The organism is Serratia proteamaculans (assembly GCF_013337185.1).
Lineage (GTDB): Bacteria > Pseudomonadota > Gammaproteobacteria > Enterobacterales > Enterobacteriaceae > Serratia > Serratia proteamaculans_D.
The window spans coordinates 47,650-64,807 of record NZ_SWDE01000004.1 but is presented as its reverse complement, the minus strand read 5'-3'; the positions used below and the strand labels follow the sequence as shown (position 1 = coordinate 64,807).

Here is a 17,158-nt window from a genome sequence, read left to right as displayed (position 1 = left end):
ATGCAAAAAGTATCAAGCCACCCCAGGGCAAACTGGATCGCCGATGCTAAAACGCGTAGGGTGAAATCAGACCCCCACTCGAGGTAATGAAATGGCAAAGCGCATTCAATTCTCCGCCACCGGCGGCCCGGAAGTCTTGCAATACGTTGATTTTACCCCCGTAGACCCGGCAGCCGGTGAGGTGCAGATCGAGAACAAGGCGATCGGCATCAACTATATCGACACCTACGTACGTAGCGGTCTGTACCCGCCCGCCAGGCTACCGAGCGGGTTGGGCACCGAGGCAGCCGGGGTAGTTACCAGGGTCGGTGCCGGTGTCAGCGTGCTAAAACCGGGTGACCGGGTGGTGTATGCCCAGTCGACGCTGGGAGCCTACAGCGAAGTGCACAACGTTTCGCAGGATAAGGTGGCATTGCTGCCGCATAACCTGAGCTTTGAGCAAGGCGCGGCCTCTTTCCTGAAAGGGTTGACGGTGCATTATTTACTGCGCCAAACCCATGAGGTGCAACCGGGTGAAGTGTTCCTGTTCCATGCCGCCGCGGGCGGTGTCGGGCTGATTGCCTGCCAGTGGGCTAAAGCGCTTGGGGCAAAACTGATCGGCAGCGTTGGCTCCGACGAAAAGGCCGAGCTGGCGAAGCACGCCGGCGCCTGGGCAACCATCAATTACCATAAAGAAGATATCGCCCAGCGCGTGTCTGAACTGACCCAGGGCGAGAAAGTCGGCGTCGTTTACGACTCGGTAGGTCAAAGTACCTGGCAGGCCTCGCTTAACAGCCTGAAACGCCGTGGGCTGATGGTGAGCTTCGGCAATGCCTCTGGCCCGGTCACCGGGGTTGATCTGGCGTTGCTGAACCAAAAAGGCTCGCTGTACGTCACCCGCCCTTCGCTTAACGGCTACATTACCAACCGTGCTGAACTGCAGTATGCCAGCAATGAGCTGTTTTCATTGATCGGCAGCGGGGCTATTAAAGTCGATGTGAAGGAAGAGCAAAAGTTTGCGTTGGCCGATGCTCAGCGCGCGCATCAGGTGCTGGAAAGCCGTAACACTAGCGGTTCAAGCTTGTTGATCCCCGGTCGCTGAGACAAATACCCTTACAATTAACAGGTAGTATAAAGTGCTGCGCAGCATCGAAAAACCAGTGGAGATGAAATATGATCCACTGGCAATTAATGTTGTTCAATAAGGAAATTACGCTGAAATGAAAATAAAAATGCTGACCGCAGCACTGGTTTTCGCCGCAGCCCCTGCATTCGTCACCGCAGCGCAGGCCGCTACCCAGAACGCAGAGAAAGGTGCAGGGGTGAAATACCCTTACTCTGCCACCTACCTGCAGTGCATGGACAAACAAGGCGGTAGCACTGGCGGTGCTGAGGCCTGCATCGCAGCGGAATTCAAGTTTTGGGATGCACGGCTGAACAAAGCCTATAAAGAATCTCTCAAGCTTACCGCCCCAGAACCGAAAGCCTGGCGCCAGGCGCAACGAGATTGGCTGAAGTTTAAAGACAGTCAGTGTAATGCACTGATTGCTGGCCCCCATGGCTCTGGCGACGCAACAGATGCGGCATCATGCAACCTGATTATGACCATAGAACGTACTCAGCAACTCGAAAGCGATACCTGGCCAAGATCCTGATAATGCTGGATTATGCCCAATAGAAAAGGCTCCTTGCGGAGCCTTTTCTATTACTGCGTTTGTAGGGGTAGAGCAGAGTCCGCCCGAGACAGCGGGTTGCTTGAGCAACACTCGTATTAGGTCAATGTCTCTTGCGGTGATGAAATCGGTCGCATCGCTGCATCGACAAATATCCTAACAGCCCAGAAACGCAAAAAACATGGCTAATGCGCCGCATTAGCATTTAAAGCACCAAGCTGTGATCGCGGCCGCATTCAGAACAAGTCTGTTGCGTAGATTTCAGTGTGACCGACTGATTATTCAACAAAAAATCAGTAGCGGCGTATTTGTGGTTTCTGCATCGAACGATAGATCCAGACACCTACCACTGCCAGAATTAACCATGGCAACAGCTTAATCACCATCGCAAACAGCCCACCGAGTAACATAAACGCCGCCGCCACCAGTAACGCGGCAAACACGCCCAGCAGTGAAATCCCGGTCACCATCAGCATCACAACAAAACCGACCAGAAAGAAGAGTTCCAACATGATTTTGCTCCTTCGCAAAACAAAGTATCTGCTGAGCTATTACAAGAAGCGTGCCAGAACGGCGTAGAGACTAAGTGATTGAAATTAAAAAAAAGGCACATCACATAATGCGACATGCCTGGTCAAAAACGCTAACTTTTAGTCAGATATTTATTTCGATTACGCCATCTCGGTACGGGGTAAGCGCACCAAATCCAGTGCTTGTTCAACCACGCGCGCATCGGCTCCTGGCTTATGGGCATTTTCGCTCAGGTGGCGGCGCCACTGGCGCGCACCTGGCACCCCCTGGAACAGGCCCAGAATATGGCGGGTGATATGGCCCAAATAGGTACCGTTCGACAGCTCGCGTTCGATGTAAGGATACAACGACTCAATAATCGCCACGCTGTCCATCACCTCGGTCTGGCGGCCAAACAGTTCACTGTCGACCCGCGCCAGAATGCCCGGGTTCTGATAGGCTTCACGCCCCATCATTACGCCGTCCAGATGCTGCAGATGCTGCTTAGCCTCTTCCAGAGTTTTCACCCCGCCATTGATGGCAAGGGTCAGTTCTGGGAAATCACGTTTTAGCTGATAGACGCGCGGATAGTCCAGCGGTGGCACTTCGCGGTTCTCTTTCGGGCTCAGGCCCGACAGCCAGGCTTTGCGCGCATGAATGGTGAACATATCGCACTCGCCGCGGCCGGCAACGGTGGCGATAAAATCACACAGAAATTCATAGCTGTCCTGGTCGTCAATACCGATACGGGTTTTCACCGTCACCGGGATCGACACCACGTCACGCATCGCCTTGATGCAGTCGGCAACCAGCGTTGCCTGCCCCATCAGACAGGCACCGAACATCCCGTTCTGCACCCGATCGGACGGACAACCGACGTTAAGATTGATCTCGTCATAGCCACGCTGCTCAGCCAATTTGGCACAGTGCGCCAACGCGGCCGGATCGCTGCCGCCCAGTTGCAGCGCCACCGGATGTTCTTCTTCGCTGTAAGCCAGATAGTCGCCCTTGCCGTGGATAATCGCGCCGGTAGTCACCATCTCGGTGTACAGCAGCGTTTCCTTGGTCAGCAGGCGGTGGAAGTAGCGGCAATGACGATCGGTCCAGTCGAGCATCGGCGCGATGGAGAAACGATTGGCGGCGTATTTTGAAGCGTTGTTATCTGTCGTCATGCTGGGTTACTGGCTACCTGATTCTGTCTGGTTTCAACGAACGGCGTACTGCCGCAAACGGCTATTATAACGACAATCGACGGCGTTGGGAAAACCGCTGTACCCCCGGTTAAAAAAGTCCCCGAAAAAACGAATAAAAAAGCGTGGTCAGGTGTTCTCTCAACACGGGTGCAGTTGTGCACCTTTATCAATGAGGAAACAACCATGAACAGTTTCGTTAAACGCCTGCTGCTGCCGGTCATTGCCGGCTCTCTGCTGTTCTCCGGTACGGCTCTGGCGATGGGCGGTGACGGTAGCGGCCAGACCACCCCCACCTGCCCGAAAGGCCAGATATACGATACCAAAACCAAGACCTGCATGGTGGATAAAGGCAGCATGATCGGCGACAACGATAGAGCGAACTATGCCTATGCGCTGGCAAAAAGCGGTCGCTATCAGGAAGCCCTGGATGTGCTTAATACCCTGAAGGATCCTAACACTGCGGTGGCGCTGAACTACCGCGGTTACGCCACCCGCAAGCTCGGCCGCACCGATGAAGGGATCGGCTACTATTTAAAATCAGTAGCGCTCGATCCGAAATACCCAAAAGTCCGTGAATATCTGGGTGAAGCCTATATGGTCAAGGGCCGTCAGGATTTGGCGAAAGAACAACTGAAGGTGATCCAGTCGCTATGCGGTACCGGTTGTGAAGAGTACCGCGATTTGGCGGCAGCCATCGATCATCACCCAGAATCATGATCTAGCCTGACCCGGAGGCAAACATCAGTAGCGACGCGATCCGTAACGAAATCGGCCAGTATCTTTCCCGCCTGTGGCGCTATGGCCTGGTGCTTTCCCACCGGCGGGATGTTGCCGACGATTTGGTTCAAGCCACCTGCGTGCGGGCGCTGGAACGCGCCGCACAGTTTGCCGTGGGCACGCGGATGGACCGCTGGCTGTTTGCGATCCTTCACTCTATCTGGCTTAACGAGATCCGCGCCCAGCATATCCGCCAGGGACAGGGTTTTGTCGACGTCGACGAACTGAGCGGGTCGGAAAACAGCGAAGAGCCGATTTGGGCTAATGAGGTGATGCAGCGGGTTAACCGGCTGCCGGAGGCGCAGCGCAATACACTGTTTCTGGTGTATGTGGAAGAGCTGTCTTACCGTGAGGCAGCCGAGGTGCTTGGCGTGCCCATCGGCACCATCATGAGTCGTCTGGCAGCGGCACGCCTGAGATTGGCAAACGACAGCGTGCTGCAAACCCGTTCACCCCAGGCAAAAGGAGAACAATCATGAGCTCAACCTACGCTGCGGACGAGCTGCTGGTCGCCTACCTCGACAATCAATTGGATCCACGACAGCGCCAGCTTCTGGAACAGCGCCTGACCGAGGAACCCGCACTGGCCGAACGTTTGTCGTTACTGGCACGCAGCAGCCTGCCTTTTAAGCAGGCATTTGCCCCATTGCTTGATGAAGCGCCGGTACAACGTCTGCGCGCCTCAGGCCCCCTTACCGCCCCAGTACCGCAGCGCGGTGTCAGTCGGCGTGGCCTGATCGCCGCCGCGGTTGGTTTTCTGGCACTTGGCATCGCAGGCGATCGCGCCTATTTACAGCTCAGCCAGCCGGAAGACAACTGGCGCGGTTTAGTCGCCCAGTATATGGCACTTTACACGCCGGAAACGCTGGCAGGCTTCGACGATACCGCGACGCAGATTACCCATCAGTTACAGCAAACCGGCGATCGGCTGGGCATCGCACTCTCGGTCCCTAAGTTAATGTTAAGCGGCGCCGAACTGAAAAACGCCCGCGTGCTGGCTTACGACGATCGGCGTATCGCTCAATTAACCTGGCTGGATGCACAATTCGGCGCGCTGGCGCTGTGTATTGTTCAGCAACCGGGCAAGCCTCAGTCCGCCCAAAGCGAGCGTCGCCAGGGGATGAACGTGGTCTACTGGGCCGACGGCCGTCATGGTTTTATGCTGATTGGGCATAATCCTGCGCCGGAAATGGCCGCGTTGGCAGAGCGCTTGCAACGCTCACTTGCCGGCTAAGGATCCACTGCCTCTGGCTCTCCAAGTGTGAACATCGTCACACTCGTGACCGGCGGCAGGCGGTAAACCAGTCGATTAGTGCGCCATATCAGCGGAAAAGGGGCCGACTCTCGGCGATTTGACTGAAGCATGGTAAAATCGGCTTTTTTACGTACCGGGAAATTTGCCATGAACTCAAGCACCCAGGAAAAGCTGCTGGCGCAGGCTGAACAACTCTGTCAGCAACGCAATGTGCGTTTGACACCGCAGCGGCTGGAAGTGTTACGCCTGATGGCACAGCAGCCCGGTGCCATCAGCGCTTACGACCTGCTGGATCTGCTGCGCGTCGCCGAACCCCAGGCCAAACCGCCGACGGTGTACCGTGCGCTGGATTTCCTGCTGGAACAGGGCTTCATTCACCGGGTGGAGTCGGCCAACAGCTACGTGCTGTGCCATCACTTCGAACAGCCGACGCATACCTCCGCGCTGTTTATCTGCGATCGCTGTGGTCAGGTGACCGAACGCACTACCGAAGGGGTCGAAGAGACGTTGCAGAAACTGGCGAAAGAGTCTGGTTTTGTCCTGCGTCATAACGTGGTGGAGGCGCATGGCCTGTGTGCAGGGTGCGTTGAAGTAGAAGCCTGTGACAGCAAGCATGATTGCGGCGAACACGATCACAGCATCGCCATCAAGAAGAAATAGGTTGGGTTTTCAGGTACCTCCCTGTACCTGCAGGCTTGGCGTCAAGGGGATAAAAACGCCGGGCCTTTACTTTAAAAGTAGCTTATGGCCGCAATCCGCTGCGGCCCAGCGCGCTACCAGCGATACTTGTTGTGGTCTTCCCAGGATTTAACTTCTTTCTCGGCCGCCTCTTTCTGGTAGCCGTAACGTTCCTGAATTTTACCGACAAGCTGTTCACGTTTCCCTTCAATGACCGTCAGATCGTCATCGGTCAGCTTGCCCCACTGTTCCTTCACTTTCCCTTTAAACTGCTTCCAGTTACCGTCGGCTTGATCTTTGTTCATAACCTCTCCGTTACCTGTGATTAGTCAGTTTTAAACGCCTGTGGCCGGACTTAACTGAGTAATTATTTCGGTCAATTGACCTGAATAAAAGGATTGTCAGTTCCAATTTATTCCGCCAGCCACATGATTAACTATAGCTACAGATAGCGAAAACAAATAAAAAGTCAGGATAAAAATTCACAAAACCAATAAAATTCAGTAAAAACCCCAATAGAACAGCAAGTAAGCGGAAACAAATTCGTCCAGGAAAATGTAACTTAATATAAATAAAAACATAAACAAAATTAATGTTTATGCGTTTTTTGACTGTACCGCATCCGCTGTAAACCAGGTTCCCCGCACCCTGTGGCAATGCCAAATCCACCCGAGCGCAAGGCCACGTAGCGAAAGAAACACCGCCAGCGCCAGCCACAATCCATGGTTGCCCAGAACAGGCAGGGTAAACAGTGTCAGCCCATAACCGGCGGCGGCTACTGCCATGCTGTTACGCATTTCTGCGCCGCGGGTGGCACCAATAAACATGCCGTCCAGCAAATAGCACCATACCCCCACCAATGGCAACACCACCTGCCACGGCAAATAGTGGCTCGCCAATGCGCGCAGTTCAGGTAAAGAGGTCAATGCCGCTATAATTTGCTGTCCGGCAACGGCATAGATCAGGCCAAAGCCCAACGCCACCAGACAGGCTTGCCGACAAGCCGCACGCCATACTTTGCGCAGTTGGCTATCATCACGGGCCCCATAGGCATGCCCCGAATGCGCCTCTACCGCGTAGGCAAAACCGTCCAGCGCATAAGCGGTGAAGGTCAGCAAATTCATCAGCACCGCATTGACCGCGACCACCTCGCCACCCAGCCGGGCACCGAAGATGGTCAGCGAGGCAAAACACAGTTGCAGCAGCAATGAACGCAGCATAATGTCGCGATTCAACGCCAGCAGACGCCGCAAATTACCGCGCCAGGCTTGGCGCAGCATCGGCACAGTAATGCCGCGTATGCGCATCACGCGCCAGGACAGCCATAATCCCAACAGCAGTGTGGCATATTCAGAAATGGCGGTCGCCGTCGCGGCCCCCTGCACATTCCAGCCCAGTCCCATCACCAGCCAGATATCCAATACGATATTCAGCAGATTGCCGACAATCAGCAGGATCACCGGTGCACGCACGTATTGCACACCGAGCAACCAACCCAGGATCACCATATTGGCCAGCGCCGCCGGAGCGCTCAGCCAGCGGATCTCGAGGAATAAACGAGCCTGCTCCAGCACTGCCCCATCGCCACCGACGATTTTTAGTGCCAACTCGATCAGCGGATAACGCAGCAACACAATAGCCGCCCCGGCCAACACGGCCAGCAACAACGGCTGCATAAAGGCTCGCGCCAGACCCTGCGGATTTTGCGCCCCCAACGCCTGTGCGGTCAGCCCGGTGGTACTCATGCGCAAAAACAGCAACAGCATAAACAGGAAGCTGGTGGCCATGGAACCAACCGCTACGCCCCCCAGATAGGTCGGGCTGTCGAGGTGGCCGATGACTGCGGTATCCACCAGCCCAAGCAGCGGCACGGTGATATTGGAGAAAATCATGGGCAGCGCAAGGCGCCACAGGGCTTTATCGGTATCGCTGGTGAAGGCAGAAAGCAGGCGCATAGTGAAATGTTCCCGTGGCAGTGCGGTTTTAATCAGTCAGAAATGACATCGCCCCAGAGCTGGGGCGACTTGAATCAGAGGACGATGTTTAGGCGTGAGGATTAAACCCAGTCGCCATTGCGGATCACACCGACCGCCAGACCTTCAATGGTGAAATTCTGCTGACGCAGATCGACCACAATCGGCTGGAATTCACTGTTTTCCGGCAGCAGCTCAACCACGTTGCCGTGTTTTTTCAGGCGTTTGACCGTGACTTCATCTTCAATGCGTGCCACAACCACCTGGCCATTACGCACGTCCTGAGTTTTATGCACTGCCAGCAGATCGCCGTCAAGAATACCGATGTCACGCATCGACATACCGTTGACCCGCAGCAGGAAATCCGCGCTCGGTTTGAACAGGGAAGGATCGACCTTGTAGTGCCCTTCGATATGCTGCTGCGCCAGCAGCGGCTCACCGGCGGCGACACGGCCGATCAGCGGTAAACCCTCTTCATCTTCCATCAGCAGGCGAATGCCACGCGAAGCGCCGGAGATAATCTCGATAACGCCTTTACGCGCCAGCGCTTTCAGGTGTTCTTCTGCGGCATTTGGCGAACGGAACCCCAGACGCATGGCGATCTCGGCGCGCGTTGGCGGCATGCCAGTGGACGAAATATGATCGCGAATCAGATCATAGACCTCTTGCTGTCTGGTAGTTAGTGCTTTCATTCCGCCCCCCTGTTTGTTTATACAGTCTTGCTGTGAGTATATACAGGTAACTGCGGCTTGGGAACCGAAGAGTGAATAAAAATCAGGGATTAGCGACACGGGTCGCAATGCAACGCCACCACTCAGGCAAAGTGCTGCCACAGCACCGAACCCCAGACGAACAGCGCCAAAATAATCGCCAGTGAGACCGCCGCCGAGCCCATATCCTTTGCCCGACCGGAAAGCTCGTGATGCTCGGTCCCCACCCGATCGACAATCGCCTCAATCGCGCTGTTGAGTATCTCGACAATCATCACCAACAGCACAGATCCGATCAGTAAAATGCGCGCTATCGCACCCACGTCCAGCCAAATCGCCAGTATGATAGCCAGCACGGTCGCCACCAATTCCTGGCGGAACGCCGCTTCGTGCTGCCAGGCAGCGGAAAAGCCTTTATAAGAGTAGCCGGCGGCTTTAATAATACGGGTCAGGCCGGTTGCTTGGTTTGCCATGTTTTTTAGTGCCTTTAGCAGAGATAAGTCATAATTAAACAGTCTAGGCCAGGAAACTCTCCCGGCTCTCGGTTTTCCAACACCACAGATCTGCTACCCGGTTTCTGGTATGCTTGCGACGCATTGCTAACAAGAGGCTTCACGTTGTTATGTCAGGTTGGCGTAAAATTTATTATAAACTATTGAATTTACCACTTAAACTGTTGGTAAGAAGTAAGGTTATCCCTTCAGATCCGGTCACGGAGTTAGGGTTGGATCCCTCACGGCCGATTTTGTATGTTTTACCTTATAATTCCAAGGCGGATTTGCTGACGCTGCGCACCCAGTGCCTGGCGCAAGATCTGCCCGATCCCCTCGATCCGCTGGAGATAGACGGCACCGTGCTGCCAAGCCACGTGTTTATTCACGACGGCCCGCGCGTATTCCGCTACTACACGCCGAAAGAAGAGTCGGTAAAACTGTTCCACGACTATCTGGATCTGCACCGCAGTAATCCGGATCTCGACATTCAGATGTTGCCGGTTTCGGTGATGTTCGGCCGCTCTCCGGGGCGCGAAGGTCACGGCACCCCGCATCTGCGTCTGCTGAACGGCGTGCAGAAATTCTTCGCCGTGCTGTGGCTCGGCCGCGACAGCTTTGTCCGTTTCTCCAATACCGTTTCGCTGCGCCGCATGGCCACCGAGCACGGTACGGACAAAATCATTGCGCAGAAACTGGCTCGCGTAGCACGCATGCACTTCTCGCGTCAGCGTCTGGCCGCCGTCGGCCCAAGCCTGCCGGCCCGTCAGGACCTGTTCAACAAACTGCTGGCCTCCAAGGCGATCGAAAAAGCGGTCGAAGACGAAGCACGCAGCAAGAAAATCTCCCACGAAAAAGCCCAGCAGAACGCCATTGCGCTGATGGAAGAGATCGCTGCCGACTTCTCTTACGAGACGGTGCGCCTTTCCGATCGCGTGCTGAGCTGGACCTGGAACCGACTGTATCAAGGCATCAACGTCACTAACGCCGAACGCGTGCGTCAGTTGGCGCAGGACGGCCACGAGATTGTTTATGTGCCCTGCCACCGCAGCCACATGGACTACCTGTTGCTGTCCTACGTGCTGTATCACCAGGGTCTGGTCCCGCCGCACATTGCTGCCGGTATCAATCTCAACTTCTGGCCGGCCGGGCCGATCTTCCGTCGCCTGGGCGCTTTCTTTATTCGCCGTACTTTCAAAGGTAACAAGCTGTACTCGACGGTATTCCGTGAATACCTCGGCGAGCTGTTTACCCGCGGATACTCGGTGGAATACTTTGTTGAAGGCGGCCGTTCCCGAACCGGACGTTTGCTGGAGCCGAAGACCGGCACCCTGTCGATGACCATTCAGGCGATGCTGCGCGGCGGTAGCCGTCCTATCACCCTGGTGCCGATTTATATCGGGTACGAACACGTGATGGAAGTGGGTACCTACGCTAAAGAGTTGCGTGGCGCGACCAAGGAAAAAGAAAGCCTGCTGCAGATGCTGCGCGGCCTGCGTAAGCTGCGCAATCTCGGCCAGGGTTACGTCAACTTCGGCGACCCGCTGCCGTTGACCGCTTATCTGAACCAGAATGTGCCACAGTGGCGCGAATCCATTGACCCGATCGAAGCCCAGCGTCCAAGCTGGTTAACGCCGACGGTCAACGATTTGGCGGCCAAGATTATGGTGCGAATCAACAATGCCGCCGCCGCCAACGCCATGAACCTGTGTTCCACGGCGCTGCTGGCCTCACGCCAGCGCTCGCTGACCCGTGAGCAGTTGCTTGAGCAGTTGGAGTGCTATCTGCAACTGATGCGCAATGTGCCTTATGCCGGCGACGTTACCGTTCCAACCCAGACGCCGGATGAGCTGCTGGACCACGCGCTGAACATGAACAAGTTCGAGGTGGAGAAGGATAACATCGGCGATATCATCATCCTGCCGCGCGAGCAGGCGGTGTTGATGACCTATTACCGTAACAATATCCACCACCTGTTGGTTCTGCCGTCGCTGATCGCCACTATCGTGATGCACCACCGCCGGGTATCGCGCGCCGAACTGCTACGGCAGATTGGCCTGATTTACCCGATGCTGAAGGCTGAACTGTTCCTGCATAACGACAAGGAACAACTGCCGGAAGTGCTGCGACCGTTGATCGACGAAATGATCCGCCAGCAACTGATCTGCGACAAGGGTGACAGTCTGGTACTGAATCCAGCCCGCATCCGTCCACTACAGTTGTTGGCCGCCGGTGTCCGTGAAACGCTGCAGCGCTATGCCATCACCATGTCGATCCTCAGTGCCAACCCAAGCATCAACCGTGGGGCATTGGAGAAAGAGAGCCGCATTATGGCCCAGCGTCTGTCGGTGCTGCATGGCATCAACGCGCCGGAGTTCTTCGACAAGGCGGTGTTCTCCACCCTGGTGGCGACGCTGCGTGCAGAAGGCTACATCAATGACATCGGCGATGCAGTCCGTGAGCACACCATGGAGGTCTACAACATGCTGAGCGATTTGATTACCCCGGAAATCAAGCTGACCATCGAGAGCGTCAGTATGCCGGCGGAAACCAACGCGTTGCCGGAAACGGTCGCAGCGGAAGAGAAAGAAGACTAATCCATTGATACAAAATGAAAAGGCACCCTCGGGTGCCTTTTTTATTGCGGTGACGCCTTAACCCTGCCAGTAACTCAGCGCGATACCGATAAACAACACCAGCCCGACATAATTGTTATCCATGAACGCCTTGAAGCAGGCGTCACGCTCACGGCTGGCAATCTGTTTTTGCTGATGGATAAACAAGGCGCCCGCCAGCAACAACGACCAGTAAAAGGCCCCGCTCATCTGCGTCAGATAACCTACCCACAGCAGCAGCAGCAGCGTAGCGAACTGCAGCAAACCGACAATCAGCTTGTCGTAACGGCCAAACAAAATGGCGGTAGATTTAATGCCAATCTTCAGGTCATCGTCACGGTCAACCATGGCATACAGCGTGTCGTAAGCCACCGTCCAGCAAATATTGGCCAGCAGCAACACCCAGCAGCTCAATGGCAAGGATTCACTGACGGCGGCATAGGCCATCGGGATACCCCAGCCAAACGCCGCGCCAAGAACAAACTGCGGCAGATGAGTGACCCTTTTCATAAACGGATAGGCCCACGCCAGCGCCAGCGCCGCCAGTGACAGCCAGATGGTCATCGCATTGAGCGTCAGCACCAGCCCGAACGAGACGAGCACCAACACTACAAACAGCACCTTGGCTTCTTTCTCGCTCACCCGACCACTCGGCATTGGACGTCCGGCAGTACGCTTCACGTGGCCATCTACCGCGCGGTCGGCGTAATCATTCACCACACAACCGGCAGCACGCATCATGAAGACCCCAGCCACAAACACCACCAGGACAGACAGTGACGGCACGCCCTGTCCCGCTATCCAAAGTGCCCACAGCGTCGGCCACAGTAATAACAAGGTACCAATCGGTTTATTAATGCGCATCAGATGGCTATAAGCCTGCCATTTGCTTTGAATCACGCTTCCTTCCAAGGTCTTTTCTCTCCTCATCATTCGGCAACCGAACTTCCTGTCGCGTACAGCGGTGAAGCCGGTAAAAACAGTTCGGTCAGCAACAGCGGTTTACCCGCCAGCCGCAGGCGGGAACGGCGCGCCCACAGGGCATCTTGCCGACCAATATGAATGTAATCGCGAGTCAGTTCATCGCTGCTGAACAGATAGCGGCCCAGTGGCAAGGTGCCCAAATCAACCAGCGCCAGATCAGGGCCGGTCAGCGTTTCCAGCGGGATCACCGTGCGCCCCAATAGCCAGGGCTGGTTGTCGCCCAACAGCACAACTTCACGCAGCCAATAGCGCGGACTGTCCGGCAGGTGTTCTGCCTCTTCCCCCAGTTGGTCGCGGGTAACAAAACATTCGCGCTGTGGTTCGACGTGCACCCGCCCACAGTGGCGTTCAAAGCGGCGCGTCATAGATCCTGGCTCCATCAACCAGTCGCTGACGGCGGCGGGTGCCGGAGGATGTTGCGCGGATAACCACTCCAACGGCGGTAGGATCGAATCCCTCTTGCCTGACATTGTTCTACTCCATGCCTGACGCCGCGCCCTGCGGCTGTGCCAGACCAGACAATCTGTTAACAGGCGCCCATTGTAACGCAGAAATTCAAAAGCGGCAGGCTGATTCGAGGGATGCCGCACGGCAAAACTCACACCTTAAGAACACCGCCTTGTCATCTTTCTGCCATCTGTTTTCTTTACCTTCATTCTCCGGCGCGATGGGGATTGTGTGATCCTCAGCAAAATTTCACCTCTGCAGCATTGTTTTATCTACGCGCGTAGATACCCTTGTACTGCAGCGTTGAATCGCCATCAGTCCAAAACTTTGTCAGCAAACCTTCTTGCCGACACCAGGGAAACCATCTTTACCGCGATCACGCTACAGGTGTGGCGCAGACTAAAAGAGGATATCAATGCCATGAGCGAAACAACGCTTGCAACCCCACAGGCCATCGACGAAACCTTGGCGGCCGATGAACGTTTGACCACCAAAGAAGGGCGCGGTCAATTCTGGCGCGCCACTTTCTCGTGCTGGCTCGGCACGGCGATGGAATATGTCGATTTCGCCCTGTATGGCCTGGCAGCCGGCATGGTGTTCGGCGACGTGTTCTTCCCCGAAGCCACCCCGATGGTGGCGTTGCTGGCCAGCTTTGCCACCTACTCCGTCGGTTTTATTGCCCGGCCTATCGGCGCGTTGGTTTTCGGCTGGATTGGCGACCGTAAGGGCCGCCGCGTGGTGCTGCTCACCACGGTAGCACTGATGGGCGTCTCTACCACCTTGATTGGGCTGATCCCCTCCTACGCCCAAATCGGCGTCTGGGCCCCCATTTGTCTGGTGATCCTGCGTTTTGCTCAGGGCTTCGGGGCCGGGGCCGAGCTTTCCGGTGGCGCAGTGATGCTGGCAGAATACGCACCGGCCAAACGCCGTGGTCTGGTCGCTTCGATCATTGCGATCGGCTCCAACAGCGGTACTCTGCTGGCCTCGTTGGTCTGGTTGCTGGTGTTGCAGTTGGACAAGGCAGATTTGATCGCCTGGGGCTGGCGTATTCCGTTCCTCGCCAGCATCCTGATCGCCGGGGGCGCTCTGTACCTGCGCCGTCACGTGCGCGAAACCCCGGTATTTGAACGCGAACTGCAGCAAAACCGTCAGCGCATGCTGGACAACACGCCCGTGGCAGCGGATAACCGCAGCTACCTGCAACGCACCAAAGCCTTCTGGATCATGCTCGGCCTGCGTATTGGCGAAAATGGCCCGTCCTATCTGTGCCAGGGTTTTATCGTGGGTTACGTCGCCAAGGTGCTGATGGTGGACAAGTCGGTGCCGGCACTGGCGGTGATGATCGCCTCACTGTGCGGTTTTCTGGTGATCCCGCTGGCGGGTTGGCTTTCTGACCGCTTCGGCCGCCGCGTCACCTACCGTTGGTTCTGTCTGTTGCTGGTGCTGTACGCCTTCCCGGCCTTCTGGCTGCTCGACAGCCGTGAGCCGGCGATAGTGATTTCGGTGATTGTAGTCGGCATGTGCATCGCATCCCTGGGCATTTTTGGCGTGCAGGCGGCCTATGGCGTGGAACTGTTCGGCGTCAAAAACCGCTACTCAAAAATGGCTTTCGCCAAAGAACTGGGGTCGATCCTCTCCGGCGGGACCGCACCGCTGATCGCGACCGCGCTGCTGGCCGGTTTCGGTCACTGGTGGCCTGTCGCCTGCTATTTTGTTGTAATGGCAGGCATTGGCTTAATCACCACCTTCTTTGCACCGGAAACCCGCGGCCGCGATCTTAATCTGCCGCAGGACGCGGTGTAATCAGGGCGTACAGGAACCCAACTTGGATAATCAATCCGCGCGGCGCATCACCCGCGCCGACGTCGCCCGCGTAGCGGGCACCTCGGTCGCGGTAGTCAGCTATGTGATCAACAACGGCCCGCGCCCGGTGGCAGAAGCCACCCGTCTGCGGGTGCTGGCGGCGATCGAGCAAACCGGTTACCGGCCGAACGACATCGCCCGGGCGCTGGCTTCCGGCAATACCCTGACTTATGGATTAGTGGTTCCCGATATCTCCAACCCGTTTTTTGCCGCAATGGCGCGAGCATTACAGCGCGAGGCCTTCAATCATGGCCGTGTGCTGCTGTTGGGTGACGCCGGCGACGACCGCCAGCACGAGCACGACTTGATTAACCACCTGCTACGCCGTCAGGTTGACGGCCTGCTGTATACCAGCGTCGATCGCCATCCCTGGTTTGATCTGATCCGCCATTCCGGCACTCCCTGCGTGATGATCGACACCATCGACCGCCATGCCGGCATCAGTGCCATCCGCGTTAATGAACGCGACGCCGCCTGTCAGGCCACCCGCCATCTGTTGCAGCACGGCTACCGGGAGCTCGGCATTTTTGTGGGCCCGCTGACCATGCTCAACGCACAAGATCGCCTGAGCGGCTGGCGTGACGCGCTGATTGAGGCGGGTATTACGCCGCGTGAAGAATGGATTTTTGAAGCCCCCTATACCCGCCAGGGCGGCTATCAGGCCAGCCAGAAAATGCTGCAAGGCCCCCGCCCACGCGCCATATTCACCTCCAATGAGCAGCAGGCACTCGGCTGTCTGTCAGCGCTGGCGGAACATCAGCTGCGGGTGCCGGACGATCTGGCTATCATTTGCTTTAACGGCACCCAGCAATCCGAATTCAGCGTGCCGCCGCTCAGCGCGGTCGAACAGCCGATCGACGCCATGGCCAGAAAAGCCATCGCCATGCTGGCCGCCGGTACTTCGCAGCCGGAGCTACACGAATTCACCTTCCAGTTGCATATCCGCCGATCGTGCGGCTGCTAGTTTATTGACTCAGGTAACCGCTATGCGTTTGATTATTGATTGCGATCCCGGCAACGGCATTCCCGGTGCCAACGTTGACGACGGGCTGGCCCTGGCCCTGGCGCTGGCGGCCAAACCTCAGCTCTCACTGGAGCTTGTCAGCATCGTGGCCGGCAATACGCCGCGCGACGTCGGCTTTGCCGTGGCCAGCCATCTGTTGCAGCAAACCGGTTATCAGGTGCCGGTGGTGGCAGGCGCAACGCGAGCATTGAACGAAGCGCCAGAACCCTGGCGCACTCATCTGGATCGGGCGATTACCGATCCGCAGTTAGCCGCACTGTGGCGTAATACGCCTTATCCGCAAGCCACCACAATACCCGCACCCAACGCCGCCGTAGCGATCGGGGAGTTGATCTGCAATCACCCCGGCGAGATCACCCTGGCGGCAATCGGCCCGCTGACCAACGTCGCCCATGCCCTGCAGCTGTACCCGCAGATGGCGCAGGCGGTGAAGGAAATCGTGATTATGGGTGGGGTGTTCAACGTAGAAGGCTACATCAAGGACACCAATTTCGGCCTGGATCCGGAGGCCGCCCGGCAGGTGCTGACCAGCGGTGCCAATATCACGCTCGCCCCGCTGGACGTCACCACGCAAACCATGCTGACTCAGGCCGATCTGATAAAGATGACTCAGCCGGACACGCCGCTGTGCCGCTACCTGCGAACCACCACTCAGCCCTGGATCGACTACTCCCGCCATACCCGCCATCTGCCGGGCTGCTGGATCCATGACGCACTGGTGATTGCCTGGTTGCTGGAGCCGCAGTTGGTCAGCACGGAAGAGTATTTTGTCGATGTAGCGCTGGAAGGTGCCATGACGCGCGGCAGCTCTCGTCGCTGGCGACCGCAAAGTTTGCGCCTGACGGTCGGCATGCCGGAAGCCGAAGGTCGGCCGGTGCGGATAATGCAGCAGGTGGATAATGCTCGCCTGCTGGCGCTGATCGGTGAAACGCTGGCCCGCGAATGAAAAAAGGTGCGCCGGGGCGCACCAATCATCAAGCCAGCAT

18 protein-coding genes are annotated in these 17,158 nt (G+C 56.6%); 10 read left to right on the top strand and 8 right to left on the bottom strand.

The genetic code is table 11. The features are described 5' to 3' along the window. Positions 1-91: 91 nt before the first annotated feature. Together FCL49_RS16480 and FCL49_RS16475 are read left to right on the top strand one after the other, a co-directional pair. Entirely contained in the window at positions 92-1,081 is a 990-nt protein-coding gene (locus FCL49_RS16480) for a quinone oxidoreductase (RefSeq protein ID WP_174354392.1), read from the top strand. A gap of 118 nt (positions 1,082-1,199) precedes the next feature. Beyond that, a complete protein-coding gene (locus FCL49_RS16475) occupies positions 1,200-1,634 on the top strand; it encodes a lysozyme inhibitor LprI family protein (RefSeq protein ID WP_174354391.1) in 435 nt (144 codons plus the stop codon). A gap of 311 nt (positions 1,635-1,945) precedes the next feature. On the opposite strand, the gene pspG is transcribed toward FCL49_RS16475, so the two are convergent. Together pspG and dusA are read right to left on the bottom strand one after the other, a co-directional pair. Next, entirely contained in the window at positions 1,946-2,164 is a 219-nt protein-coding gene (pspG, locus tag FCL49_RS16470) for an envelope stress response protein PspG (protein ID WP_174354390.1), read from the bottom strand. 159 nt (positions 2,165-2,323) lie between these two features. Continuing rightward, the gene (dusA, locus tag FCL49_RS16465; RefSeq protein ID WP_174354389.1) at positions 2,324-3,334 is read right to left on the bottom strand and encodes a tRNA dihydrouridine(20/20a) synthase DusA; all 1,011 of its coding nucleotides are present in this window, start codon (positions 3,332-3,334) and stop codon (positions 2,324-2,326) included. A 204-nt stretch (positions 3,335-3,538) separates the two neighbouring features. On the opposite strand from dusA, the gene FCL49_RS16460 reads away from it, so the two are divergent. The 4 genes from FCL49_RS16460 (at position 3,539) to zur (ending at position 6,047) form a co-directional block, all read left to right on the top strand. Further along, on the top strand, positions 3,539-4,072 hold the full coding sequence (locus FCL49_RS16460; RefSeq protein ID WP_174354388.1) for a tetratricopeptide repeat protein: 534 nt from the start codon (positions 3,539-3,541) through the stop codon (positions 4,070-4,072). 89 nt (positions 4,073-4,161) lie between these two features. Then, positions 4,162-4,611: an RNA polymerase sigma factor gene (locus tag FCL49_RS16455; protein WP_261152274.1), complete on the top strand. Its 450-nt coding sequence runs from the start codon at positions 4,162-4,164 to the stop codon at positions 4,609-4,611. Continuing rightward, positions 4,608-5,366: an anti-sigma factor family protein gene (locus FCL49_RS16450; RefSeq protein WP_174354387.1), complete on the top strand. Its 759-nt coding sequence runs from the start codon at positions 4,608-4,610 to the stop codon at positions 5,364-5,366. The genes FCL49_RS16455 and FCL49_RS16450 overlap by 4 nt, the downstream gene beginning before the upstream one ends. Positions 5,367-5,534: 168 nt before the next feature. Further along, positions 5,535-6,047, top strand: a complete 513-nt coding sequence (gene zur, locus FCL49_RS16445) for a zinc uptake transcriptional repressor Zur (RefSeq protein WP_012147151.1) — start codon at positions 5,535-5,537, stop codon at positions 6,045-6,047. Positions 6,048-6,160: 113 nt separating this feature from the next. Here the strand turns inward: zur and FCL49_RS16440 are convergent, their stop codons facing one another. The 4 genes from FCL49_RS16440 to FCL49_RS16425 form a co-directional block, all read right to left on the bottom strand. Continuing rightward, positions 6,161-6,370: a CsbD family protein gene (locus FCL49_RS16440; RefSeq protein ID WP_012147152.1), complete on the bottom strand. Its 210-nt coding sequence runs from the start codon at positions 6,368-6,370 to the stop codon at positions 6,161-6,163. A gap of 291 nt (positions 6,371-6,661) precedes the next feature. Next, positions 6,662-8,020, bottom strand: a complete 1,359-nt coding sequence (dinF, locus tag FCL49_RS16435) for an MATE family efflux transporter DinF (protein WP_174354386.1) — start codon at positions 8,018-8,020, stop codon at positions 6,662-6,664. A 101-nt stretch (positions 8,021-8,121) separates the two neighbouring features. Continuing rightward, positions 8,122-8,730 carry a transcriptional repressor LexA gene (gene lexA, locus FCL49_RS16430; RefSeq protein WP_012147154.1) on the bottom strand — a complete coding sequence of 203 codons (609 nt, stop codon included), beginning with the start codon at positions 8,728-8,730 and terminating at the stop codon, positions 8,122-8,124. 122 nt (positions 8,731-8,852) lie between these two features. Then, a complete protein-coding gene (locus FCL49_RS16425; protein ID WP_012147155.1) occupies positions 8,853-9,221 on the bottom strand; it encodes a diacylglycerol kinase in 369 nt (122 codons plus the stop codon). 149 nt (positions 9,222-9,370) lie between these two features. On the opposite strand from FCL49_RS16425, the gene plsB reads away from it, so the two are divergent. Continuing rightward, on the top strand, positions 9,371-11,836 hold the full coding sequence (plsB, locus tag FCL49_RS16420; RefSeq protein WP_174354385.1) for a glycerol-3-phosphate 1-O-acyltransferase PlsB: 2,466 nt from the start codon (positions 9,371-9,373) through the stop codon (positions 11,834-11,836). Between the two features lie 57 nt (positions 11,837-11,893). Here plsB and ubiA read toward each other — a convergent pair whose 3' ends face one another. Both ubiA and ubiC read right to left on the bottom strand, forming a co-directional pair. Continuing rightward, complete coding sequence (gene ubiA / locus FCL49_RS16415; protein WP_174354384.1) at positions 11,894-12,787, bottom strand: 4-hydroxybenzoate octaprenyltransferase; 894 nt, start codon at positions 12,785-12,787, stop codon at positions 11,894-11,896. Beyond that, the gene (gene ubiC, locus FCL49_RS16410; RefSeq protein WP_174354383.1) at positions 12,784-13,308 is read right to left on the bottom strand and encodes a chorismate lyase; all 525 of its coding nucleotides are present in this window, start codon (positions 13,306-13,308) and stop codon (positions 12,784-12,786) included. Before ubiC ends, ubiA begins: the two co-directional genes overlap by 4 nt. Before the next feature lie 397 nt (positions 13,309-13,705). On the opposite strand from ubiC, the gene FCL49_RS16405 reads away from it, so the two are divergent. Genes FCL49_RS16405 through FCL49_RS16395 form a run of 3 tightly spaced genes read left to right on the top strand, consistent with a single transcriptional unit; the run spans position 13,706 to position 17,118 of the window. Then, positions 13,706-15,088 (top strand): MFS transporter, encoded by a 1,383-nt coding sequence (locus FCL49_RS16405; RefSeq protein ID WP_174354382.1) that lies wholly within the window; start codon positions 13,706-13,708, stop codon positions 15,086-15,088. 22 nt (positions 15,089-15,110) lie between these two features. Beyond that, positions 15,111-16,112, top strand: a complete 1,002-nt coding sequence (locus tag FCL49_RS16400; RefSeq protein ID WP_174354381.1) for a LacI family DNA-binding transcriptional regulator — start codon at positions 15,111-15,113, stop codon at positions 16,110-16,112. Positions 16,113-16,134: 22 nt separating this feature from the next. Beyond that, on the top strand, positions 16,135-17,118 hold the full coding sequence (locus FCL49_RS16395) for a nucleoside hydrolase (RefSeq protein ID WP_174354380.1): 984 nt from the start codon (positions 16,135-16,137) through the stop codon (positions 17,116-17,118). Positions 17,119-17,158 lie beyond the last annotated feature (40 nt).